Raw genomic sequence first — 24,062 nt, 5'->3', positions numbered from 1 at the left:
ATTGACTGTTGCGCAATGTTATAACATAACAATTTATATATGCAAAGCTTAGTGAGAATTATTATCAATAATGTTTTTTTGGTGATGGTTGCTTATGTAGGCATAAACAACGAAGAAAACGCCCCATCATCAAGCACGGTTTTCAGTGATGCGTGTAGCTCTCGTTGCAGCTTTTCATAGGCGAAATCCCCCATGCTGATGCGCTTGACGCCACAGCTCGCGAGGGTAGCAAAGTCAGGTAGTTCCGGCACACAAAGTACATTCACGGGCAACGCGGTGTGCGCGACAACCGCAGTGATGTCTTGTTCTGCGCGAAGATAAGGAACAAAGAGGCCATTTGCGCCCGCGGCTTCATATCGTGTCGCGCGGTCTAAGGTTTGTGCGAGGGCATCGTCGGTTTTCATGATGAGAGCATCTGCTCGCGCATTAATGAACATGTCGATGTTCGCATGATTAAGTGCTGAGCGAATGCGAGAGAGCGTGAGAGAAAAATCGTCTGCATCCAGCAGGGTGCGTTTCCCATTGATGACTTTGCTGTCTTCAAGGTTGATGCCGACCACGCCAAGTGCGGCGAGTTGTTGGATGTTCGCCACGATCTCGTCAGCGGTATTTCCGTATCCTGCTTCAAGATCGACCGTGAGCGGCACGGAGACCACGCGCGCAATGCGCTCGACCATAAACAGCAATTCATTAAACGGCATGTTTTCACCGTCTTCATAGCCCAAGGTATAGGCAATGGCCGCGCTGGATGTGCCAACAGCGTTAAAGCCCAATTGCGACACGATCTTCGCACTGCTCGCATCCCACACATTGCCAATCAACAAAGGGGTGTCCTGTTGGTGTAATTCCAAAAACGTCATCGTCATTTCTCCCTGTAATCACTGAATACTCATGGGGTAAATCCATGTGTCACTAATATAACGAGACAAAAAAACGAGGCTCGCCAGAAACGGCACTGAACACCTTTGTGCGTTGTGTTTTATTCTTTCACGTTGGTGCTTTTGGGATAAGGGAATTTGAGTTGCCCAATGCGGATAACGAGTACGGTGATGGCGATGATTAGCCCTGACAGAGACACAACCATGATCCGCCAATCGTCCATGTTTTTCATGTCGAGGATGAGGTAACGCGCAAGGGCGACAATGCCGATATAAAGCGGCATTCGAACGGGCACTTTGCCGGACTCGAAGAAGATGCGCACCATGGCCAGCACTTCGAGGTAGATGAAGAGAAGCAGTAAATCGCCCACCGTCACGGTGCTGTTGACGATAACGAGGTAAATTTCTTCGCCGATGGCATAGATTGTTGCAATGACAATCAAGCTGAGCACGAAATGCTCGAGTGCGTGGATGAATTTTATCGTGGACGTTTGATTCAACATATTGGCTCGCCTCTCAGTGAATACTTATTCTAACGAGAGGTGATGTCCTTACACCGTTTCAATCATGAGAGTTTTTTCAGGCATGTTTGCACCGCTGTAGAGCTACCTTTGCAGTGTTGAAGCGTGTTTTTTTGCGGTAAAACGTTGCAATTCATATGTGCTTGAAGATATCGATTGCGCAAATGTTACCCACAGAAATTGTGCATAAAAAAAGGAGTGACCTAGTCACTCCTTTTCGTTTCAGTCCTAGCCAAGAGCCTTAAGGACGGCGATCTTTGGGCCTACGGTTATTCGGTGCACCACTGTTGCGTGGACCTTCGCGACGTGCGTTATTGTCGCTGCGGTTTCCGTCTTTGTTGCCACCTTCACGGCGTTTGTCGCCAGGGCGTCCTTGACTTGGACGGCCACCAGAACGATTTGCGTTCGGGCGATCGCTCTTAGGGCGATCAGAACGTGGCTGATTGGAGTTTGGACGATCACTGCCAGAACGGTCGCTGTTTGGGCGACGGTTGTCTGAGCGTCCACCTTCGGCGCGGTGGCGATCAGAACGGTTGTTCTCGTTGCGTCCACGATCGCTGCGGTTGCGATCTCTGTCTGCGCGATGCTCAGGACGACCATTTTCATTGCGGTCGCTGTCAGAGCGTGAACGGTCAGAACGTTGGCCACCTTGGCGGTTACCGTCTTTGTTAAAGCCGTCACGACGTGCACCATCACGGGCAGGGCGATCTTTAGAGAAACTGCGCTTGTCACCATGGCCAGCGCGTTGACCAAGCTTAGATTTTGCTTTCGGTTTAGCGAAAGAGATCTTGCCTGATTTTAGGTTCTCTTGCGCCGCATCACTGCTGCCTGTTTTCACATCGCCAGAAGCGATGTCGTTGTTTTCGTAGTCTGCGTCTGGCTCGAAGGTGCTTTTAGAATGAGCAACGGCATTGTTGATTTCATCCATTTCTTTTTCGGTCAGTTCACGCCACTCACCCAGTTTCAGCGTGCCGAGCTTCACGTTCATGATACGGATACGTTTCAGCTTGGTCACTTCAAAACCTAAGTACTCGCACATACGGCGAATTTGACGGTTCAAACCCTGTGTCAGAATGATTTTGAACACAAATTTGCTTTGGCGTTCAACGAAGCATGGCTTGGTCACGGTGTCGAGAATAGGGATGCCATTCGACATCAATTCAACGAATTTCGGCGTGATAGGCTTATCAACGGTAACGATATATTCTTTTTCGTGGTTGTTACCTGCACGAAGAATTTTGTTCACGATGTCGCCATCGCTGGTAAGGAAAATCAAGCCTTCAGAAGGTTTGTCTAAGCGACCAATCGGGAAGATACGTTTTGGGTGACGGATAGCATCAACAATGTTGCCACTCACATTACGCGCCGTGGTGCAGGTAATGCCGATAGGCTTGTTGTAAGCAATGTAAACACGGTCAGATTTGTTCTCTGGCACGGTATCAATGCGTTGATTGTTTACAAGCACTTCATCGCCCGGCATCACTTTTGTGCCAAGCTCAGGCACGATACCGTTGATGGTGACTTTCCGCTGCTCAATGAATTTGTCTGCTTCGCGACGCGAGCAAAAACCAGAATCACTGATGAATTTATTTAGACGTATTCCGCTATTTGTGTTCACAAACGTTTCTTATCTCAAATTGTACTGATCGCGTTTAGCTGAGAACCTCGGCGCTAGCTGATTGTCGAAATGAATGACATGCCGTGGTTTTCAAGCTTCTTGTGGCCGCAAAGGGTGAGTATTTCACCGTTTTCTGGGCTTCTTTCTCGATGTAATCGGCGATTATACTTGAAACCGAACGCCCCACGATAGCGGCATGGGCGGTTTTTTGTTTGTTAATGAAAGGGAGTGATGGCGGCGTGTTTCGACGTATCTTTGGTGTGATTAATGTTTTTGTCATTCTCGGGCTCATTAGCCTCAACATACTGACCTTAACCAGCGCCGTCGTGCACGATGCCATGTTCAAGCTGGTCAATGCCTTACCCATCTCGTCATTCACCGCACACAGCCCCTCTTCTCGGCTCACTAAAGCCAATAGAGAACTGGCCGCAACCAAGAAAGCCAATAAGGCACTAAAGGTGCAAACTCGCACGGTCACTAAGCGCATTGCAAAACGCACGGCGACCGCCGCTGCCAGAAACGTGGGCGCTTCATTGATGGAAGCTGTTCCCTACATTGGCGCCGCTGCGGTGGTGGGTTCACTGAGTTATGACATTTACGATGCCTGCGAAACCCTTTCAGACATCGAAACCTTACAAACCGATTTAGGGATTGAAAGCGAAGACGTGACAGCAGAAACCGAAAAAGTCTGCGGTTACGAGGTTCCCTCGGCCGACGAACTCAGCGCAAAAGCTAAAGCCTCATTCGACGACGCACAGCGTAAATCCGCTGAGTTCGGCAGTAGTTTTTACGACACGCTGAAAGAAAAATCCGATCAATACAGCGCGGATATGATGGAAACATGGCGTGGGTATACGGGCTCAGAATAAGCGTGATGCTTGCTCGCATTCACTGTGTCTCTACCAAGGCAAAACTTGCCCATCGTAGTTCAAGAATTTTCCGCTATCTTCGTGTTTCAAAGCCGCTAAGACATCAAACAAACCTTGCGCGCTTTCTTGCGACGAAATTAAGGCATTAGGACCGCCCATTTCAGTTTTTACCCAGCCAGGGTGCAGGGCGACGGCGATGATGCCTTGAGGGGCGAGATCGATGGAGAGGCTTTTAATCACAGCATTTAGCGCCGCTTTTGATGAACGGTAGATGTATCCGCCGCCAGAGGTGTTGTCTGTCATGCTGCCAACTTTGGATGATAAGGCCGCGTAGACACCGGGTTTTCCAGCGAGCAATTGCCCGTGAAATGCTTCGGCGATTTTGAGCGGCGCGAGGGTGTTAATGTCTAGCACCTTGCGCCACTCGTCCATGTCTGTACCGCCAAATCGATAGCCTTTCGGACCGTAATACCCAGCATTGTTAATGATAAGGTCAAATTCCCGCGAAGCGAGTTTGGTAGAGAGGGCATCAATGGCGGCGTGGTCGGTGACGTCGAGTTCATGAATCTGCAGGGTATCGAAGGTGGACGTTAAGGCGTTGAGGTCATCGGCCGATTCTGGATCACGACAACACGCATCGACTTGCCATCCCGCCTTTAAATACAGCGTGGTTAATGCCAAACCAATGCCTCGGTTTGCGCCTGTGATCAGAAGGTGTTTGTTAGGGTGTGAAGCAGAAGCTGCCTTGTCCATGTGTGCGCCTTTTCTCGGGTAGATACACGTCCTCTGTCTTTTTTACCACAATTGTTTCTCGGATTCTCTCGACGTGAACGAGCATGTTGAGGGGATTTGGATGCGTACGTTTTACAAGCGCGAAGCAGGTTCATATACCCAAACAACCTGATGGCCTCTGAAATCGAGCATCTTCAGGTTGTTTGGGTATAGACACATCACGCTGATACGCAGGAGCGCGTAACAGCGTGAGGCCATAGCTTGATTAAATTGTTAGCATGGTGATGCGTATTAACCTTGTTTCGGACTCAACGTCAGAGAATATTGATAGCTGCGTTCAGACAGCAAGAATTCAGGGTGCACACTCGGGCTCCAAGAATCATCGCCACCGACGCCCATGTGGTAGCCATCAATTCTTAGGTACAGATGATCATCTGCTACCAACTCATGATCGTGTTTCGCCTCCGTGAGCGTTTCTTGGCTGTATCGGCTGACAGAGAAATGGAACAGGCCATTCACCCGAATGTTATCGATATCCAGTGTTCTGACATCGCTACGCAAGCCATTTTCTGATGGGAAAACATACGGTGTGTGCATGTCGTCAATGTGTGCAAGGTAACGGCTCACCATGGCGGCAGAACGACGGTCGGGGTAATTCTCAAACGGTCCACGACCAAACCAACTGATTGAATCCGTCAATGGCAGGGCAAACTCGAGTCCGACACGCGGCAGTGATGGCATGTCCGGTGCAACGTTCACATCGACATGCAGATCGATAGTGCCAGACACGCTGACTTCATAGCGCCAGAAGGTGCTGATGACCATGTCATCACCCACGAAATACCCGTGATGTGCGCGCACTTGAACCACATCACTCAGGATATCGACCGTGTTAAACAGGTTCTCATGACGAAGTTCGAACAGCCCTGCGTGCTCCCATTTTCCAAGCCATGCGCTTGGGTCCGGTTTGCCTGCTTCGCTAGCACCGATGTCATTATCAATCGGTGGGCGAATGAAGTTATCTTTCGGCGCATCTAAGATCTGTTCTTCACCGTCAATCAGCCATTGCACCATGTGGCCACTTTGCTTATCGAAACGAAGCTCAAATTCGTCGCCACAAATCGTCCAGTGGTCGGATTGTTCTTTTACCTCGGGCAAGGTGTCTGGTGACACGGTTGGCACAGGTAAAGCACGGCTTACGGGCAACGCAAGTTGCGACCAACCGATGACACTGCCCGCACTCGCCCAAGGCTCTGCGGCAGACAACACCACGTCAAGGTTGAGGAAATACTCACGTCCTGGCTTGGCGGGTGGCAAAGCATCAAGCAGTTTGTAGTCCATGGCAACGCCCGCGCGAAGATACAGCGCTTCTTCTCCGCCAGCGATTTGTTTGCCGTTTTCTTGTAACGACCAACGCAACACCAAATTTTCCGGAGGATGGAACACGTATTCATTCGAGAGCGTGACCATGAGCGGTGAGGTGCTGACGAGGTGATAACCAAAGTACTGCTGGTGGAATTTTGCTTCGAAAACGCTCGGGTGTGGCGTGCGATCTGGGAACACTAACCCATTGATGCAGAACTGACGATCATTGGGCGTGTCGCCAAAATCACCGCCGTATGCCCAGTGTTTATTTCCTTGATCATCTTTCCGTGTTAAGCCTTGATCGGCCCAATCCCAAATGAAGCCACCTTGTAAGCGAGGATGGCTTCGGAATGCGTTCCAGTATTTATCAAAACTGCCCAGGCTATTGCCCATGGCGTGTGCGTATTCACAAAGGATAAGCGGTCGGGTTTCTTCAGGAAAACCAATCCATTTGGGAATCGCCCATTTCGGTAAGCCCCACTGCAGTTGGTCTTCTTCAACACGTGCGTACATCGGGCAAATAATGTCGGTTGCGCGGGTGTCTGCGCCGCCGCCTTCATATTGAACGGGACGACTCGGATCGCGTTGTTTTAACCATTGGTACATGGCGTGATGGTTTGAGCCAATGCCAGATTCATTGCCGAGTGACCAGATGATCACGCACGGGTGGTTTTTATCACGCTCGACCATGCGCGTGACACGTTCCATGTAGGCGTTGAGCCATTCTGTGTTGTCAGAAAGGCCGCACATCGGTGTCATGCCATGGGTTTCAATGTTGGCTTCATCAACCACATACAGGCCGTATTTATCACACAAGGTGTAAAACGCGGGGTGATTTGGATAATGCGCGGTACGAATAGCGTTGAAGTTATGTTGTTTGATGAGCTTAATGTCTTGTTCAATGTCATCAACGGTTTGGACATAGCCTTTTTCGGGGTGACATTCGTGTCGATTTACGCCACGGATCAGCACGGGTTCATCATTGACACGTAAGATGCCATTCGTGATATCGACTTGGCGAAAGCCGACGTTGCAGGCTTCGATGTCGAGCGGTTCGTCGTTGTCATCCAACAGCGAAACGACCAAGCGGTATAGGTGCGGGTCTTCGTCACTCCACAGACGCGGGCATGAAATGGCAAAGCTGTGTTCGCAGCGATCAGCCCATGCGCCTTTTTCATCAACAACCCGCTGACCGCAATCTGCGATCACGGGGCCGGATATATCAGCGCCTTCGTCAAACAGTTGGATCGCGACGCGAGTGTAACTGCCGCGCACTTTAGTGTTGACCGTGAGCATGCCGGTTTGATGCGTTGGATCCATGGTGGTGTTCACGGAGAAATCCATGATCGCATTGCGCGGTTTTTTACGCAGGGTGACATCGCGGAAAATGCCGCTTAGCCACCACATGTCTTGGTCTTCTAAATAACTGCCATCGCACCAGCGAAGCACGATGACGGTGAGTTGGTTTTCGCCCACATGGGCCGCGTTAGTGAGGTCAAATTCTGCAGGTAATCGGCTGTCTTGGCTGTAACCAACAAACTCGCCGTTACACCACACATAAAATGCCGCACTCACCCCTTCAAAACAAATCAGGGTTTGGGACATTGACCACGCTTCATGCAGCGTGAAGTGGGTGCGATACACTGCCGTGGGGTTATCCACGGGCACAATGGGGGGCTTGGTTTCAAACGGGTATTGCACGTTAGTGTAAATCGGGATGTCTTCGGTGCCTTGCAGTTGCCAGTTTGACGGCACAGGCATGTCTCGCCATGCATCGTCATCGAATTCCGGGCACACTGACAGCGCGGGTACGGATTCCGGCGACACAAACAACGAAAATTTCCAATCGCCATTGAGGCAGATTCGGCTGTTTGAGCAGGGAATGATGTTGTCAGCATCATCCACCGCCAGATCGACATTGGGATAGGAAGAAAGTGGGCAATGCGCAGGCAGACGATGGATCTGCGTCACGGCGGGATTCTCCCAATGACGTTGTTGGATGAGTTCTGCGTATCGAGTCATTCTTGCTCCAGAGTGAGTCTATATCTCTAAAAATGCGGGGCGTTTTGCTTGATACTTACTCAAGCGTAAACGACAGTAACATGGCACTTTCAGGGTCCATTATTGGCAAGCTTAGCCCAATTTGAATGAGCTGATCGCCATGAATTGAAAGTGGTTTCGCCATCCATGAGGGTTGTTGTTTCATGGTGGAAGAGAAGGCTGCGGGTGAATCCAGCACGTCGATGCGGTAACGTTTGTCACCGTCAAGCACAGGCAAGCGTAAACGGCCTGCGAGGGCGTATTGGGGCATGGCGATTTGCACCACGGCCAAGAGCACCACGTCATCATTCATCACGCCGTAAATTCGTTGGCCCGAATCGCCTGACGGGATATTGAAGCATTTGCCGCTGTGTAGCAGCTCACGATAGTGCTTGTGCAAGTCGATGTAGCGCGCGAAAGCCACGAGTTCAACATCTGGTAACCCGACAGGGTCAAGTTCCGCCCCCATGTGACCGAACAAGGCGGTAAGCCCCCGCAACGACATATCGTGTACACGACGCGTGGTGTGGCTGCGATAAGGGCCGATATGGCTGCCCATGACTTCAGGCGGAAAAAACATCAACATGCCGTGCTGAATACTTTGGCGCTCTAAGGCGTCGTTACAATCGGATGTCCAGAAACGATGGGTGCGTTTTAACACTTCGTAATCCACACGACCGCCCCCCGAGGCACACGATTCGATTTCCACTAATGGATGGCGCGCACGCAGGGTGTCGATCATGGTGTACAACGCGAGAGTTTGACCGTGATATGCAGGTAAACCATTGTGCGCTGCTTGCACCAACTCACGGTTCATGTCCCATTTGAGGTAGGTGATATTGTATTCCGTCAGCAAGCTATCAAGTGCCGCCAAGAGGTAGTTGTAAGCATCAGGGTTTTGCAGATCCATCACGTATTGATAGCGACCCGAAGGCTGATGATAGCCTAGGTCATCGAGCCCCAGCATCCAGTCTGGATGGGCGCGAAATACGTCGGAATCTTTGCTCACCATTTCGGGTTCAACCCACAAACCAAACTCCATCCCGAGTTGATTCACATGATCAACCAGCGGCGAGAGCCCTTGCGGGTATTTCTTCGGATCGACAATCCAATCGCCCAATGCTCGGGTTTCGCCATCGCGGTTTAAGAACCACCCATCATCAAGAATAAAACGCTCTACCCCTAAACGGGCAACGGCATCTGCCATTGCCATGATGCTTTGTGGCTCGTGGTAAAAGTAAATCCCTTCCCACGTGTTGAAGTGAACGGGGCGAGGCTTGGCGTCGGGAAAGTTGATCACTTGATTGCGCACGTAATGGTGGAAGCCTTGCTTCATGCCATTTAGCCCTTGGTTTGAGAACAAGGCATACATGGTTGGCGTTTCGAACGCGCCATTGGGTGGCAAGATCACTTCGCCCGAAGACAACAGCGGCTCAGCTTGCAAATAGCGTCGGCCATCACTTTTTACCTGTGCGCGAAGACGGTGGTTACCGCTCCAGCCCAAATGCATCCCGATGACATTGCCATGCACATCATCGGTTTCAGGTTGAAGCGCGATGATGCCGGGGAACGATTCGTGCGACGTTCGGCCACGGCGGTTTTCTTGAATGAACCCGCCGTGCGTGAGAGGAATGCGTTGCATTTGAAATTCGTGTGACCAACGACCGTGATAGGTGATCAGTTCGTTGAGGTTTTCTGACAGCGGCAAGGTCAGCGCAAGACGATCCACGGTGTAATCAGAATTGCCAATATTCACGACGCGATGGCGCAGTGTCATCACGTTGCTTTCTGGATCAAGCGCAAGGTAAATCGTCAGTTCCAGCCCCGCGCGTGGGTCGCTCAAGGTCATGGTGGCGGCCGTGTCTGTGTGTTCAACCGCGGTAAGATTAAAAACGGGCGCCCAATCGCGGCCTTGGCGGTGGCCTTCAATGCCTGGGCTACCAAAATCGCCACGTCCGTGCTCGGGGCACAGTGCTAACACAACGTGTTGGTCGAGCCTAGCTTGGCCTACGGGAACATCAAAAAGCGCTGCAGGGATAGCATGTTCGCGGTCGATTCTACGTCCCCAGAAGATGATTGCGGGGATGGGGTCAAGCAACAGGATCAGGCTGTTATCGTTCGACTGCAAATGAAGAAAACGCTCTGTCGGTGCGTTGTTAACGTGAGAAGTAGATGTCTTCACTGTGTATATCATCCCTAAAAATGGGCGCGAAAGCTCAAACCCGTTGGACCGATTGCCGTCTGACTAAGGTAGGTTTATAGCCGCCATTGGTTGCTAGGCTCTGTTTATTGTTGGACAGTGAGATGGCTAACTCCGCTGCTTGCGCGGCCATTTCTTCTATGGGGTAGCGAACAGTGGTGAGTTTGGGGTGCAAATAACGTGCGATGAGGCTGTCATCGAAGCCGACCACAGAAATGTCTTCCGGCACGCGATAAGCGTTGTCTGTAATGGCCGTTATCGCGCCAGCTGCCATGACATCGTTGTAGCAAAATACCGCAGTAATCTGTTTGCTGTCTTTGAGCAATTTGAGCATGGCATCTTCCCCGCCTTGCTCATCTGGCCAGCCCGTTGCAATCCAACCTAGGGTTTCGCGTGAACAATCATGTTGACCTAGACCGTGCGCTTTCAACGCATCCAAATAGCCACGTCGACGCTGTTGGCTATCCTCGATATCGTGATTGGAACTGATACAAGCAATGGCTTTATGACCTTGTTGAATAAGGTGTTCCGTTGCTAAGTAGGCCCCTCGGTAGTTATCGAGGTGAATGCAGCGATCTTCCAACCCTGGGATTAAGCGGTTGATAAATACCATGGCCTCGTTTTCGGCGGCATACGCCAGCAAGGTGTCGTCGTCCAGGGCTTTGCTGTGAATGATAAACGCACCGACTTGGTTTTGAATCAGCGACTCGATGGCCTGCTTTTCGCGTTCTTTCTTGTGATAACCATTGCCAATCAAAAGATGGTGGCCTTGTTGCAGCGCCATGGTATCCACGTGTTTTACGAGGGTGCCGAAAAAAGGGTCAGACACATCAGCCACGACCACGCCAATCGCAAGACTCTTCTTGCTGACTAAGGTTCTTGCCGCCGCATTGGGGCGATAACCCAGTTCTTTCATGGCGCTTTTTACCGATTCAACGGTATCGGGACGTGTCTGTGGCGAAAGGTTGATCACCCGTGAAACTGTTGCGACGGAAACGCCAGCGCGCTTTGCGACATCTTTAATGGTTGCCATTGCGATATGTCCTCACTGATGGGTTGATCTCCACATTGAATCCCTCTCGGCATCACGCCAAAGCTAGTTTTGCTCAAGCGATGTGACGGACACTTCTTCGTTGGTTTGCTCGCGATAGGTGAGGGCTTGCTCGTTGCTGTCGAACACGTGGATATCGCTTGGTGAACAGCGCAATGGAACGGTTTGGAACGCTTTCACTGCGTTGTCGCCTGGGATGTGAACTTTGAATCCATCAATGCCAGCATATTGCCCAAACAGGTAAGTACCGTTGCCCAAACGCTCAACCACTTCGCTGTGAAATTCAAAGTTGAAGCCTTCACCTTGGCCAATCTGTATGTGCTCAGGGCGGATACCTACGGTCACTTCCGCACCGTCATTGACAGGTTTTGCCAGTGTGACGGTAAGTGTTTGTCCGTCTGGCATGGTAATTGTGGCATCTAAGCCACTCACGGCAGAAACACGGCCTGCAATGAAATTCATTCTTGGTGAGCCAATGAAGCCGGCGACAAAAAGATTGTCTGGGTTGTGGTAAAGCGCCAATGGAGAACCGACTTGTTCAACGGCACCTGCGCGCAAGACAACAATTTTGTCAGCCAATGTCATGGCTTCGACTTGGTCATGAGTAACGTAGATCATGGTGTTTTTCAGTTCTTGGTGCAGCTTGGCGATTTGCAGGCGCATTTCAACGCGAAGCTCTGCATCCAAGTTCGACAAAGGTTCGTCAAACAAGAAGACTTTTGGATCACGCACGATGGCGCGACCAATCGCCACACGCTGACGTTGACCACCAGACAATGCTTTAGGCTTACGGTCTAGCAGTGGTTCGAGTTGCAGTGTTTTTGCTGCACGGTCGACGTGACGCTTAATTTCAGCAGGATCAACGCCATTCATCTTCAAGCCGAATCCCATGTTTTCGCGCACTGACATGTGCGGATACAGTGCATAGGATTGGAACACCATCGCCACACCGCGATCCGCAGGGTCGACGTTATTCACTTCTGTGCCATCGATGCTAATGACACCATCACTGATGGTTTCTAATCCCGCGACCAAGCGAAGCAAAGTTGACTTACCACAACCTGAAGGTCCGACGAAAACAACGAACTCTCCTCCAGTGATGTCTAAATCGATGCCATGAATGGTCTCAACTTTGCCAAAGCGTTTGATAACGTTTCTTAACGTGATATTTGCCATTACGCATGTCCTATGCCGTGCTGTTATCGACACCGCGCATTTTTATGCTCGGGTCGTCCTTTTTTAAAAATAGTGTGTTTTTTGCTTTATGGAAACGTTTACATTCATAATTTTGTGAACTAGTTTTAAATAAAGCCAACTTTACCGTAACAGCATCGTCACATGTTCACGGGTGGAACATAGCAAATTAAGGACAGGACGTAATATGACTAGGCTTTCTTCAACAGCAACGTCGGGCAGCTCCCCAAGCAGAAGCCGTCTGACTTTGGCCCCTTGGTTATTCCTTGCGCCGGCTATTGCTATTTTTTCGCTTTATGTGATGTATCCCATCTTACAAAGTGTTTGGTTAAGTTTTTTCGAATGGGATGGTCTTGGGGAGAAAACCTGGGTCGGCTTTGATAACTATGTCGAACTGTTTGATTCAGATACGTTTTACACCTCACTGTTTAACAACTTCCTTTGGATGGTGCTCTTCATGTTAGCGCCGCCAATCGGCTTGCTTATCGCACTTTTTCTCAACCAAAAAGTGGCCGGCATCCGCCTGATTAAAGCCCTGTTTTTCTTCCCTTTTGTTATCTCTCAGGTTGTTGTTGGTTTGGTGTTTGCTTGGTTTTATGACCCGTCATTTGGCCTGTTAACGCAAATCATGGTGGGCATGGGCTTTGACCCTGTTTCTATTCTTGCCGATGAAGATTTGGTGACATACGGCATTATCGCCGCGGGGCTTTGGCCGCAAGTGGCTTATTGCATGATTTTGTATCTCACAGGTTTGAATAACCTCGACCCTGAGCAGCTTGAAGCTGCGCGATTAGACGGCGCACGGAGTTGGAAAATGATGTGGTACGTCGTGGTGCCACAACTCAAACCTGCCACCTTTATTGCTGTGGTAGTGACTGTCATCGGCGCATTGAGGTCTTTCGACTTAGTAGCAACCATGACGGCAGGTGGCCCATGGGGCAGCTCAACGGTCCTTGCGTACATGATGTATGAAGAATCTATCTTCAACTATCGCATGGGTTATGGCGCAGCGGTGGCTGTGGTGCTGTTCCTCATTATGGATATCTATATCGCCTACTTCTTGTGGCGCATGCTGAAAGGAGAGCGCTAATGTTTCCTAGACCGATTGAACACCAAGGCAAATTCATCAATGTCGGCTATCGCGTCGCGCTCTACATTGCCGTCATCCTTTGGCTGATTCCGCTTGCTGCGGTATTGATGACCTCGATCCGTTCCATTGCCGATATCAATGCGGGTAACTATTGGGGCTGGCCGGATGAATTGCAGTTCATTGAGAACTACACACAAGTTTTCATCGCAACGCCGATGGCGCGCTACTTATTGAATAGCTTGTTGATCAGCTTACCTGCCGTTGCGGGTGCTGTGGCGCTTTCTACGTTGGCGGGGTTTGCGCTGGCGAAATACAAATTCAAAGGCAACGTGTTGCTTTTCGCCATGTTCATCGGCGGTAACTTCGTGCCTTTCCAAATTTTAATGATCCCTGTGCGAGATTTGACCATTGATCTTGGGTTGTACGACACGCACTGGGCACTGATTTTCTTCCATGTGGCGTTCCAAGCAGGTTTTTGCACCTTGTTTATGCGCAACTTTATGATAGGAATTCCGGACGCGTTGATTGAAGCGGCACGGGTTGAAGGTGTGAGTGAATGGCGAATCTTCTGGTATGTGGTGCTTCCTTTGGTGAGGCCTGCACTGGCGGCATTGTCTGTTTTGGTCTTTACCTTTATTTGGAATGACTTTTTCTGGGCGTTAGTCCTTGTGCAAAGTGATGAAGTTCGTCCTGTTACGGCAGGCCTGAATGCATTGCAAGGGCAATGGTTAGCGTCTTGGCAATACATGTCAGCGGGGGCGGTGATTGCCGCGCTGCCACCGGTGGCACTGTTCTTTACGATGCAACGACACTTTATTGCTGGTTTAACCCTGGGAGCAACGAAAGGGTAACGCTGGTTTTACTGAATGACGGATATTTTCGAACAACAGAAAGGATGAAGAGAATGAGAACGCTTGCAAAAAAAAGCTTTGGCGTACTGTGCAGTCTGTTTCTTCTGCTAAGTGGCTCAGTTAACGCAGGGGAGTTGGTGATCAACTCAGATGCTTCAGACCCAGCACCGAAAAAAGCATGGGCTGAAGTGATTGCGAAATTCGAAGAAGCAAACCCAGACATCACGGTGAAATACAATCTGTATGACCATGAAGCATATAAAACGACGATCCGTAACTGGCTAGTTACGTCTCCACCAGATGTCGTGTTTTGGTATGCGGGTAACCGTATGAAAACCTTCGTTGACCGCGGTTTGTTCGAAGATGTCAGTGATATTTGGTCAGCAAACAACATGGCAGAAGATTTCTCAAGCGCAATGCCTGCAATGACAGCAAACGGTAAGCAATATGGCGTGCCATACACCTATTACCAGTGGGGCATGTACTACCGCAAAGATTTGTTTGCGAAATACGATATCGCCGTACCGAAAACATGGGACGAGTTTGTCGCGGCATCAAAAACGCTGAAAGACAATGGCGTCACGCCATTCACCATTGGTACGAAATACCTTTGGACGGCAGCAGGTTGGTTTGATTACATGAACTTGCGTGTGAATGGCTTAGATTTCCACATCGACTTGATGGACGGCAAAGTGCCATACACCGATCCGCGTGTGAAAGCCGTATTTGCGAAGTGGGATGAGTTGGTGAAGCCAGGTTATTACTTGGATAACCATGCATCATACTCTTGGCAGGAAGCACAACCATTCTTGTACAACGGCGAAGCAGCGATGTACTTGATGGGTAACTTCTTGGCGGCAAACTTTACCGATGAAGTGCGTCCTAATATGGGCTTCTTTCAGTTCCCCGTGATCGACCCGTCCGTGCCGAAGGCGGAAGATGCACCTATGGATACACTCCATATCCCGTCTAAAGCGAAGAACAAAGAAGATGCGCGTAAGTTCCTTGCATTTGTGGCTCAGCCTGACATTCAAACCATGATCAATGAGTCTTTGTTGCAAATCCCAACGAACAACAAAGCGACACCAAAAGATGATGAGTATCTGAATGCGGGTGTTGTGATGCTGAACGAAGCAGCGGGTACTGCGCAGTTCTACGACCGCGATACTGATCCTTCTATGGCGAAAGAAGGCATGAAGGGTTTCCAACAATATATGGTTCACCCTGATCGTATCGACAAGATACTGAAAAAATTAGAGAAAACACGTCAGCGTACGTTTAAAGAATAAAGATAAGATACATGGCTAGCATTTGCGGAGGCCCCCTCGACGGCCTCCGCTTTTTTATTTCCGCGCTGTAAATCGCTACACCCCTCAGTTTCTCTCCGATCGACACAATTTTCGCCCGCTAAATCGCGCCGAGATCCCTGATTGTTGATGCGATATCTGTCACAAAATGGTTTTTGGTGTACTAGTGTTAATGGACTGGTTTCATTATTTCAGTGGGTTGTTTCAACGCGCTGCGTATCTTTTTCGGATGGTGTCATGCCTAACCTGATCAACGACAGCTACATGAATTCGACGTACATGAACTCTCGATCTAAAGAGCGGGAGGGTTTGGCTGCGGGCAGTGTCAACAATTCCAATTTGTCAGCGACTGAACGTGCAGAGTTACTGAGGAAAGAGCGCGAAGAGAATAAACAAGCAGAAGCGGCACAAGAAGAAGCGCCACAAAAGCGCGATTTTCGTGGCTTAATTGATCGCGTCGCTGAGCAAGAAGCGCAAAAATCCAAGTTGTCTGCGTACACGACGCAACAACAAGAACTCCTGAAACAGGTAGAAAACACCATCACTCCGCAAAGCAACGAGCGCAGTGTCGATTTTAAAATCTAGGGCGGTCCATCACGGTAACGGATTTACCGCGCCATTAGGCCGAGCGTACTTCTTCCTGTAACCACTGACAAAACGCCTCAATATTGTGTGAGGACGCATTTTGCTCCTTTCGATACACCACGTAGTAGCCACTGCTTGAAGCCATTGAGGTATCACCGATTTGGATCAAGGCGCCAGAAGCGAGTTCTTTTTGAATGAAAATATCGGGCAGGAGTGCGATGCCCAATGAAGAAATGGCGGCTTGTTTGAGCATGTAAAAATGTTCAAAAGACGGCCCAGAAGGTGAAAGCAAAGGGTCTTGAACATGCGCGGCCCAATCTCCCCATGTTTGTGGACGTGTCGAGTGTTGAAGCAAGGGAGCGTGGCGGAAGGGGTTTGTGTGCCCATATCGTGCTAACAACGCCGAGCTTGCGACGGCCACGGTATTCTCGTCTAACAATTTTTGCGCTTCTAAGTTTTGCCAATGCCCATCCCCGTAGAAAATTCCCACGTCTATTAAGCCACCTTCGAGATCCGGTGCGCGTTCTGCAGAGACGAAGTTCAACTCCAAAGTCACCATATTGATTTCAATGTGTGGGTGCTTTTCGATAAATGCCGACAGTTTTGGAATAAGCCAATACGTCGCGATGGTGGGCAATACACCCAGTTTTATCTTCCCGCCGCTGCCACCGTAGGTGAGCAAATCAAGTGTGGCAGATTCCATGCGATCAAATGACTCTTTCAACGGCGCTAAATAGCTTTCTCCCGCAGGGGTGAGGAGTAGACGCTGTTTGACGCGTTCGAACAGCGCCAAACCAAGGCGACTTTCCAAAGACGATACTTGCTGGCTGATGGCGCCTGGTGTCACGGCTAACTCGTCCGCAGCCTTGGCAAAACTTTGGTGTCTGGCAGAGGCTTCAAATGCACGAAGTGCGTTGAGTGGCGGCGTGAGACGTCGGGGTTTAGTCATTAGCTTAGCTATTCATCTAATGAGAAATGATGACTTTAACCTAGTTGAGTGAATAGATATTGTAAATGTGTTCCCCAAAAAACTAAAACAATGTCAGCTAGGTAAATAAAAGCGCACCAAATGCTGGCGCAAGGAGTGAGTATGTCGTTAACCCCCTTTCATGTTGCCATTCCGGTTCGACACCTCGAAGAATCGCGCGCGTTTTACCGCGATGTGTTGAATTGTCGTGAAGGTCGCAGCAGTGATTGTTGGGTTGACTTCAATCTCTACGGTCATCAGTTGGTGATTCATCACGACCCTGCGATTGGCGAAGAAGGGAAAGTTCGGCTTCATCACAATTCAGTGGATAGCCATTCTGTGCCTGTTCCGCACATTGGTGTGGTGCTTGAAATGGCGGATTGGGAAGCCCTAGCGGCGCGGCTCAAAGAAAAAAGTGTGGCCTTTGTTATCGAGCCGTATGTGCGTTTTAAAGGGCAACCCGGTGAGCAAGCAACGATGTTTTTCTACGATCCAACGGGTAATGCGTTGGAATTCAAATCATTTCATGACATCGACAAGCAGCTATTCGAAACATGAATATGCGTTGCACCATCGTATCGAGTAAAGGCAGGACGGCGAGATGAATATTGAGATATGGATAACCTTCGTGATGGCGTGTTTCGTGCTCGCTATCTCTCCCGGTGCAGGTGCTGTGAATACCATGGCGATCACCATGAAGCATGGGATCCGTCGAGGTGCCGTGGCTATTGCCGGCTTACAGGTGGGCAATGCGAACAATATCGTGCTGGTGGGTGCAGGCTTAGGGGCGCTGCTAGCCCAGTCTGACGTGGCCTTTTCGGTTGTAAAATGGGTGGGTGTGGCCTATCTGATTTATTTGGGTATTCAAAAATGTCGAGACACGGGTGATGGTTCTTTCTCTCCGGAGAAAAGCGAGCCGATCGGTGCCCGTAAGCTCTTTTTTCAATCTGTGATAGTGAATGTGACGAACCCTAAAGGCGTCGTGTTTTTAGTTGCTTTACTGCCGCAGTTTATCTCCCCCAATGGATCCTATTTGCATCAAATGTTGATTTTAGGCGGGACACTATTGGTGATCGATACCATTGTCATGGTGGGATATGCTTTGTTGGCGACGAAAGTGGCACACCTTGTTCAAAATGCGCATCACATGAAGGTAATGAATCGACTATTCGGCGGTTTGTTTATTGGAGCAGGCTCGTTGCTTGCAGCGACAAGCCGTTCGTGACGCGGGAAAAAGAAGTGACGGGTAGTGTCATCAAATCCATGTTTGATCGTCTGTGGCGACAGTTACACCAGTCACGTCGGAGCCAGTGTGTTGCGTGGATGCGGGCTCAATCATGATGCTATCCGCCTCTAATAATGTCGAACACTGAACGTGTTTCTAGGTACAGGACTATGCATTTATCCCTATCAAAGTGCAGGCAAAAATAGCGAAAAAGACAACCCATGAAAGGTGTTTTCCTTGAGAGGCGACAAGCGACAACAAACCATGAAGGAAAAACGTGGTCGCAATGACTGTTGCGAGGGTCTTGGCGCTTAACTGTGGCTGAGCGATGACCACTAACAGTGCCGCAAAACCACACCACGCGATGGAGGTAATATGCCAAGCAAATCGCAATGTTTTCTTGGTAAAAGCATCGCTACCGAAAAGTTTGGGCAGGTTGTTGCGTTTAAACAAGCGAATCAGAATGTAGCGCTCACCCAAGTAGGAGTGGGCAAACGAGATGATCACAAGCAATATCGCAGCGACATAGAGCAGGGCATCCATATTGCGCTCCTTATGAGATTTCGGCTCAGACAGTGCCCACCCAGAATAACACGTACTTTTCTTGCCAGTGGCGTTTACGCTAATAAACCTGACCGTTGAATTCAATCAAGGTATGTGGCTCGATGGGTAAGCCGTTTTCTTTCCCAAAAGACTTCACCATACCCCCACGATAGACAAAGGATGCCCATTGATTTGATGGCGTATCGAAAAAATGTATCGGTGCGTGAAGCATTTGATAGCCAACAGCATGGTAGACCCGTGGTTCGTAAGCAAACAGAAAACTGTGTTCAACGTTTGCCTGAATTTGTGCGAATTCCAACTGTGCCATTAGGTGGGAACAGAACCCTTTCTCTCTGTAATCAGGGTGAATTGCAATACCACCGACGATGCCTGCGTTAAACGTACGCGTTCCTTGCTGCATTTTACGGGTATAGACAGCCCCAAATCCCACCACCTTATTTGTTGCTTTTTGAGCAGCGCTGCCATCTAACACCAACCCGTAAGTTAGAAGTTCGTTATTGGGTGAGATATCGATGCTTGCATCGGGAAACACCAGCTTGTGAAGGGCAGACACATCATCAAGGTACTGATCTAATTGTCGGGTGGTTAACACACTGATTGTCATGGTTTATTGATGAAAATAAGACGTGTTTTTACTATCGCACAGCATGTGGTGAACGCCGCCATCATTTCGCCATTGTTGTTCATCAAATTTCCATTTTTCCTCCACGGTGTTGACACGTAAAGCGTGTGTAATGGTCATCAACAACCAAAGAAATGATGAGATTAATGATGAGCAAGCAAACAGAACCTAGCCGCTATATTCGTCGAAACCGTGTTGCAGACTGGCGTGAACGCCCAGCAAAAGAAAACGGCTTCTTACAGCAGTTTTCGTTTGGTATTCCGTCATGGTTATGGCCGCTGTTGATTTGTTTAGTGTGGTTGATTCAACTGGCGGCGCATTGAATGGTTTCTTGATTGTGCGTTCGGTTATGGGCTTGAAGAGGCGTGTTGCCAGCGCTTGATAGAACGTTTAAGAGGCTCTGGCAACCCAAATACGCGCAGGTTACCTGCCAACACCAGCACGACACCCAGTGCGGATAACCCTGTCCATTCATACCCTTCAAACACGGTAGACAGTGACAAGGCAACCAGTGGGAACAGCACGGTGCAGTAGGCGGCTTTTGCTGCGCCTATATTGCCTACCAATGCGAGGTAGGTGTTAAAGCCAATGACTGAGCCAACAATGGCGAGATACACCAATGCAGAGAGATACAGCGGTGTGGTTGGCACATCCAATGGCACACCCATAAAGAGGGCGATGATGAAGAGGTAGATTGCACCGTAGCCCATCGCCCAGGCCGTTGTTGGCAGTAATGGCATGTCTTTCTTCTGTGCGTTAGCAGACACCATGTTACCCATTGAGAAGAAATAGGTGCCGACCAATGAAAGGGCGAGCCCTAACAAGATGCTGGTGTCCATTTCTGCACTGAGAAATTGAGAAACAAAGAGTAAAACAACCCCAGTGAATCCCATGAGCGCCCCTTGAATGAAGGTGCCAGCAGGGCGGCGCTTTTCCAATATCCACAGATTGAACGCATTTAAAATAGGTGCCAGTGAGAACACCACAGCGTTGAGTCCGCTCGGCAAATATTGCGTTGCTGCGTAGAAACACAGGAAGTTGTTTGAAAACAGACACAGTGCGAGCAATGCGGCCATTTTGTGATTTTCGGCAGAGAGGCGTGGCAACGCGTTGCGAAACATCAACACAGCAAACAGCGCTAATGACGCCAGCCCAAATCGCCAACCCACGGAGACCACCACAGAGGTGTCACCGATTTGATAAGCAATGGCGAGCCAAGTTGAACCCCAGATAAACACGGTTGCTGCGTATAATATTCCGTTCATGCGCTACCACTCTCCGTTTACATACCTAATGCGTTGGAATGAAAACAACCCGCTGCTTACTTAGGTATCACGCCTAGCCAAAAGACGTTGTTTTTATGAAATGCACCGACTTCGAGTGTTGAGATTGAAGCCGGAAAACTGTAAAGACATCGGTTAAATGCCGCACCACGATATCGCGCTGGACGTCTTCGTTCTTTCATGGAATTGCTATTTTTATAGATTCTTGCGCTTTTCTTTTTTGCTTGGTGTTCATCGAGATAGGCAATCAGTATATTAAGGGAAGCATCATCAAGGAGTTGTGATGGGTAAAGATAAGTCTCAAGGGATTCAGAGACAGCGGGTTTATAACGTGTTGCAAAACAACACAGCGAAGCTGCACAACGAACTGTGGCTAGAAAACGGCATGGGTTCGGCTGTGTGGAGCAACAGTCATGGTTGCGCGAGTTATGACAAGCCTGGCCATCACACGTTGAGTTTTTACCTCGAAGGGGGACACAACACCAAACGAAACCTGCAAACGGGCGATATGTTTGGCGGGGAAAACAAACTCAGCTTGATGCCTATCGACCACCGTTCAGACTGGTCATTTGCCGATCCTTTCAGTTTCTATCATCTCTACTTTGAACAAGCGCACCTTCAACATTTTGCGGAGCAGGTGTTTGACAAAGAAGGGCGTCATATCGAACTCAAAGAGCGCACCTTTGTTGATGATCCTTTCATCACACAGTTTGTGCGTGAAACCATGTTGAAATTAGATTGGTCAGATTCGACCGACGGGTTAATGGCATCCCATGCGCAGCAAATGGTGCTGCTCCACCTTATTCGTCAACACTGCCATCAGCCGCTATACAAAGCCTTGTCCGTTAGTGGTTTGTCACCCGCGAACCAACGTAAGGTGATGGATTATATTGAGGCCAACTTGCCCTTCTCTTTTTCGTTAGGGGATCTGGCGACCTTGGCCCAACTCAGCGAATTTCACTTTGCCAGAATGTTTAAAGTTAGCTTCAACTGCACGCCGCATCAGTATGTGCTAACGCGTCGTGTTGAGCTTGCTAAGCGCTTACTGTTGGAGAGCCAGGAGTCCTTGTCGAATATCTCAATAGCGAGTGGATTTTCGTCGCAACAACATCTCTCGCAGCAATTTAAACAGCGTGTTGGCGTAACGCCCGCCGTGTTTAGAAAGGTGCAGGGCAAGTTCCCGCGTTAAGTCCTCTCCGAATGCTGGGTATAATCCTCATTTTTAATACACACAAAGTGGCTACGACTGCATAGATTGAAATATCGAAGAGCCACGTTGTGGCTTGCATCGCGCGTGAGTGTTGAAAGGAGAAAGGGCATGACGACAAGCGATATCGAAAATCTCAGCGATTTCATCTCAGCATCGCGTTCAAAGGGCGAGATTTGGGGTTTACACTGTAAAGATGGCTGGGTTATTTGCGATTCTGCGATCTATGAAGACACGGACGTGATGCCCTTTTGGTCATCCCGTAACGCGGCCGCTGTTCATTGCGTGGACGAATGGGAAGACTTCGCACCTGTATCGATTCCTTTGCAAACCTTCATCGAAGAATGGCTGGTTGATCTTGCAAGAGATGACGTCATGCTTGGCCCTGACTGGGGCAAAGAATTGAGCGGTGAAGAAGTGGACCCAGTGGATTTAGCGACAAAATATCAAGATCCAGCGCTGTTAAACTGATGTTACCGTCACGACGGACAATGCCCTTCATATCCCCCTGATTTATATGACCCAAGTTTGTCGGCTGCCTACAACGTGCGTTGCATATTGTGGGGAGCTGTCAATTCATGTGTACATTTTCTGATTTACACCTTTTCCTCCAGCAACCCATGCGCGTTTCTGGCTGCGCCTTATACCGACTGCTATTCCTAACAGAGCAAAGCACTGTCGCTATTAGCGCGTATGGAGGATGCATCAATGGCAAAAGCAGCACATCAAGACAAGGCTCAGATGGACGCCCACAAAGTAAAAACGATAAACCCAATGGGGACGGATGGTTTCGAATTTGTGGAATATACCGCCCCGAATGCAGAAGGCATCGATGCGTTGAAATCTCTGTTTTCATTGATGGGGTTTGCCGAAGTGGCTAAGCACAAACACAAAGACGTGTGGCTTTATCGTCAAGGTGAAGTGAACTTTATTGTGAATGGAGAGCACGATTCACAAGCCGAAGGGTTCGCCCAACAACATGGCGCCAGTGTGAATGCGATGGCGTTTCGCGTAACAGATGCGCTACATGCGATGAATTACGCCGTGAAGCAGGGTGCAACGGCGTGTGAGCCACGTATCGGACCCATGGAACTTAACGTTCCTGCGGTACACGGCATTGGGGGCTCGTACCTGTATTTTGTTGACCGTTACGGCGACAATGACATCTATAGCATTGATTTCGATTACTACCCCGATTGGAAAGAAAAGGTTGCAGCGTCAGATGCAGGTCTTACGTTCATCGATCATCTCACCCACAATGTCGAAAAAGGCAACATGGACGTGTGGGCTGACTTTTATGATCGCATCGCAAACTTCAAAGAGATCCGCTATTTCGACATTGAGGGTAAGCTCACTGGATTGAAATCCCGTGCCTTAACTGCGCCATGTGGGAAAATCCGTATACCGATCAATGAATCGAGCGATGACAAATCTCAAATCGCAGAATATTTGAAAGAGTATAACGGCGAAGGTATACAGCATATTGCCCTGAGCACGGATGACATCTTCAAAACCGTAGAAACATTGCGTCAACGTGGTATGGCGTTCATGAACACGCCAGATACGTACTACGAGACCATTAATACCCGTGTGGAAGGCCATGACGAAAATGTGGAAACATTGCGCGATATGAGGGTGCTGATTGATGGCAGCGTCAGTTCAGGTATTTTGTTGCAAATTTTTACTGATACTGTGATTGGGCCGGTCTTCTTTGAAATCATTCAACGCAAAGGTAACCAAGGTTTTGGGGAAGGTAATTTCCAAGCCTTGTTTGAATCCATCGAGCTCGATCAAATTCGACGCGGTGTGTTAGATGCTGGGTAATGGTTCCAGAACGTCTTTAATAAAAAATAGGTCGCTTATGCGACCTGTTTTTTATTGGCATTTTGAACA

At 49.3% G+C, this 24,062-nt stretch carries 23 protein-coding genes; 11 read left to right on the top strand and 12 right to left on the bottom strand.

What is annotated here, in order from left to right:
* Positions 1 to 92: 92 nt before the first annotated feature.
* The 3 genes from BM082_RS10000 to rluF form a co-directional block, all read right to left on the bottom strand.
* Complete coding sequence (locus BM082_RS10000) at positions 93 to 860, bottom strand: isocitrate lyase/PEP mutase family protein (RefSeq protein WP_074926813.1); 768 nt, start codon at positions 858 to 860, stop codon at positions 93 to 95.
* Between the two features lie 119 nt (positions 861 to 979).
* On the bottom strand, positions 980 to 1,381 hold the full coding sequence (locus tag BM082_RS09995) for a phosphate-starvation-inducible protein PsiE (RefSeq protein WP_017015152.1): 402 nt from the start codon (positions 1,379 to 1,381) through the stop codon (positions 980 to 982).
* 259 nt (positions 1,382 to 1,640) lie between these two features.
* The gene (gene rluF, locus BM082_RS09990; RefSeq protein ID WP_074926811.1) at positions 1,641 to 3,017 is read right to left on the bottom strand and encodes a 23S rRNA pseudouridine(2604) synthase RluF; all 1,377 of its coding nucleotides are present in this window, start codon (positions 3,015 to 3,017) and stop codon (positions 1,641 to 1,643) included.
* A 239-nt stretch (positions 3,018 to 3,256) separates the two neighbouring features.
* Here rluF and BM082_RS09985 point away from each other — a divergent pair, with 239 nt between their 5' ends.
* Positions 3,257 to 3,886 (top strand): hypothetical protein, encoded by a 630-nt coding sequence (locus BM082_RS09985; RefSeq protein ID WP_244275986.1) that lies wholly within the window; start codon positions 3,257 to 3,259, stop codon positions 3,884 to 3,886.
* A 30-nt stretch (positions 3,887 to 3,916) separates the two neighbouring features.
* Here the strand turns inward: BM082_RS09985 and BM082_RS09980 are convergent, their stop codons facing one another.
* From BM082_RS09980 to BM082_RS09960, 5 genes are all read right to left on the bottom strand, one after another.
* Positions 3,917 to 4,639, bottom strand: a complete 723-nt coding sequence (locus tag BM082_RS09980) for an SDR family oxidoreductase (RefSeq protein ID WP_074926807.1) — start codon at positions 4,637 to 4,639, stop codon at positions 3,917 to 3,919.
* 270 nt (positions 4,640 to 4,909) lie between these two features.
* Entirely contained in the window at positions 4,910 to 8,005 is a 3,096-nt protein-coding gene (locus BM082_RS09975; RefSeq protein WP_017015156.1) for a beta-galactosidase, read from the bottom strand.
* 55 nt (positions 8,006 to 8,060) lie between these two features.
* Positions 8,061 to 10,217, bottom strand: a complete 2,157-nt coding sequence (locus tag BM082_RS09970) for an alpha-galactosidase (RefSeq protein WP_425285238.1) — start codon at positions 10,215 to 10,217, stop codon at positions 8,061 to 8,063.
* 22 nt (positions 10,218 to 10,239) lie between these two features.
* Entirely contained in the window at positions 10,240 to 11,256 is a 1,017-nt protein-coding gene (locus tag BM082_RS09965; RefSeq protein ID WP_017015158.1) for a substrate-binding domain-containing protein, read from the bottom strand.
* A gap of 63 nt (positions 11,257 to 11,319) precedes the next feature.
* Positions 11,320 to 12,450 (bottom strand): ABC transporter ATP-binding protein, encoded by a 1,131-nt coding sequence (locus BM082_RS09960; protein WP_017015159.1) that lies wholly within the window; start codon positions 12,448 to 12,450, stop codon positions 11,320 to 11,322.
* A gap of 205 nt (positions 12,451 to 12,655) precedes the next feature.
* On the opposite strand from BM082_RS09960, the gene BM082_RS09955 reads away from it, so the two are divergent.
* From BM082_RS09955 to BM082_RS09940, 4 genes are all read left to right on the top strand, one after another.
* On the top strand, positions 12,656 to 13,558 hold the full coding sequence (locus BM082_RS09955) for a carbohydrate ABC transporter permease (protein ID WP_017008329.1): 903 nt from the start codon (positions 12,656 to 12,658) through the stop codon (positions 13,556 to 13,558).
* On the top strand, positions 13,558 to 14,409 hold the full coding sequence (locus tag BM082_RS09950) for a carbohydrate ABC transporter permease (protein WP_017008330.1): 852 nt from the start codon (positions 13,558 to 13,560) through the stop codon (positions 14,407 to 14,409). Before BM082_RS09955 ends, BM082_RS09950 begins: the two co-directional genes overlap by 1 nt.
* A 53-nt stretch (positions 14,410 to 14,462) precedes the next feature.
* Positions 14,463 to 15,698 carry an ABC transporter substrate-binding protein gene (locus tag BM082_RS09945; RefSeq protein WP_017008331.1) on the top strand — a complete coding sequence of 412 codons (1,236 nt, stop codon included), beginning with the start codon at positions 14,463 to 14,465 and terminating at the stop codon, positions 15,696 to 15,698.
* A 255-nt stretch (positions 15,699 to 15,953) separates the two neighbouring features.
* A complete protein-coding gene (locus BM082_RS09940; protein WP_017008332.1) occupies positions 15,954 to 16,301 on the top strand; it encodes a hypothetical protein in 348 nt (115 codons plus the stop codon).
* Positions 16,302 to 16,335: 34 nt separating this feature from the next.
* Here the strand turns inward: BM082_RS09940 and BM082_RS09935 are convergent, their stop codons facing one another.
* Positions 16,336 to 17,250, bottom strand: coding sequence for a LysR substrate-binding domain-containing protein (locus BM082_RS09935; protein WP_017008333.1), 915 nt, complete (start codon positions 17,248 to 17,250; stop codon positions 16,336 to 16,338).
* A gap of 141 nt (positions 17,251 to 17,391) precedes the next feature.
* Between BM082_RS09935 and BM082_RS09930 the strand changes: the two genes are divergently transcribed.
* Together BM082_RS09930 and rhtB are read left to right on the top strand one after the other, a co-directional pair.
* Positions 17,392 to 17,826 (top strand): VOC family protein, encoded by a 435-nt coding sequence (locus BM082_RS09930; protein ID WP_017008334.1) that lies wholly within the window; start codon positions 17,392 to 17,394, stop codon positions 17,824 to 17,826.
* Positions 17,827 to 17,869: 43 nt separating this feature from the next.
* A complete protein-coding gene (rhtB, locus tag BM082_RS09925; protein ID WP_017016273.1) occupies positions 17,870 to 18,493 on the top strand; it encodes a homoserine/homoserine lactone efflux protein in 624 nt (207 codons plus the stop codon).
* Positions 18,494 to 18,661: 168 nt separating this feature from the next.
* Here the strand turns inward: rhtB and BM082_RS09920 are convergent, their stop codons facing one another.
* Together BM082_RS09920 and BM082_RS09915 are read right to left on the bottom strand one after the other, a co-directional pair.
* Positions 18,662 to 19,036: a hypothetical protein gene (locus BM082_RS09920; RefSeq protein WP_017008336.1), complete on the bottom strand. Its 375-nt coding sequence runs from the start codon at positions 19,034 to 19,036 to the stop codon at positions 18,662 to 18,664.
* 79 nt (positions 19,037 to 19,115) lie between these two features.
* Positions 19,116 to 19,661, bottom strand: coding sequence for a GNAT family N-acetyltransferase (locus tag BM082_RS09915; protein ID WP_017008337.1), 546 nt, complete (start codon positions 19,659 to 19,661; stop codon positions 19,116 to 19,118).
* A 167-nt stretch (positions 19,662 to 19,828) separates the two neighbouring features.
* On the opposite strand from BM082_RS09915, the gene BM082_RS25070 reads away from it, so the two are divergent.
* Positions 19,829 to 20,002 (top strand): hypothetical protein, encoded by a 174-nt coding sequence (locus BM082_RS25070; protein ID WP_163392981.1) that lies wholly within the window; start codon positions 19,829 to 19,831, stop codon positions 20,000 to 20,002.
* A 24-nt stretch (positions 20,003 to 20,026) separates the two neighbouring features.
* On the opposite strand, the gene BM082_RS09910 is transcribed toward BM082_RS25070, so the two are convergent.
* Positions 20,027 to 20,944, bottom strand: coding sequence for a DMT family transporter (locus BM082_RS09910; RefSeq protein WP_074926803.1), 918 nt, complete (start codon positions 20,942 to 20,944; stop codon positions 20,027 to 20,029).
* 301 nt (positions 20,945 to 21,245) lie between these two features.
* Between BM082_RS09910 and BM082_RS09905 the strand changes: the two genes are divergently transcribed.
* The 3 genes from BM082_RS09905 (at position 21,246) to hppD (ending at position 23,993) form a co-directional block, all read left to right on the top strand.
* A complete protein-coding gene (locus tag BM082_RS09905; RefSeq protein WP_017016268.1) occupies positions 21,246 to 22,151 on the top strand; it encodes a helix-turn-helix domain-containing protein in 906 nt (301 codons plus the stop codon).
* Positions 22,152 to 22,280: 129 nt separating this feature from the next.
* On the top strand, positions 22,281 to 22,640 hold the full coding sequence (locus BM082_RS09900) for a DUF2750 domain-containing protein (RefSeq protein WP_074926801.1): 360 nt from the start codon (positions 22,281 to 22,283) through the stop codon (positions 22,638 to 22,640).
* A 237-nt stretch (positions 22,641 to 22,877) separates the two neighbouring features.
* Complete coding sequence (gene hppD, locus BM082_RS09895; protein WP_074926799.1) at positions 22,878 to 23,993, top strand: 4-hydroxyphenylpyruvate dioxygenase; 1,116 nt, start codon at positions 22,878 to 22,880, stop codon at positions 23,991 to 23,993.
* Positions 23,994 to 24,062: the final 69 nt, after the last annotated feature.

It is taken from the genome of Enterovibrio norvegicus DSM 15893 (genome assembly GCF_900115495.1).
Lineage (GTDB): Bacteria > Pseudomonadota > Gammaproteobacteria > Enterobacterales > Vibrionaceae > Enterovibrio > Enterovibrio norvegicus.
Note: the sequence above shows the minus strand (reverse complement) of the source record. Positions and strands in the feature narration are given on the sequence as shown.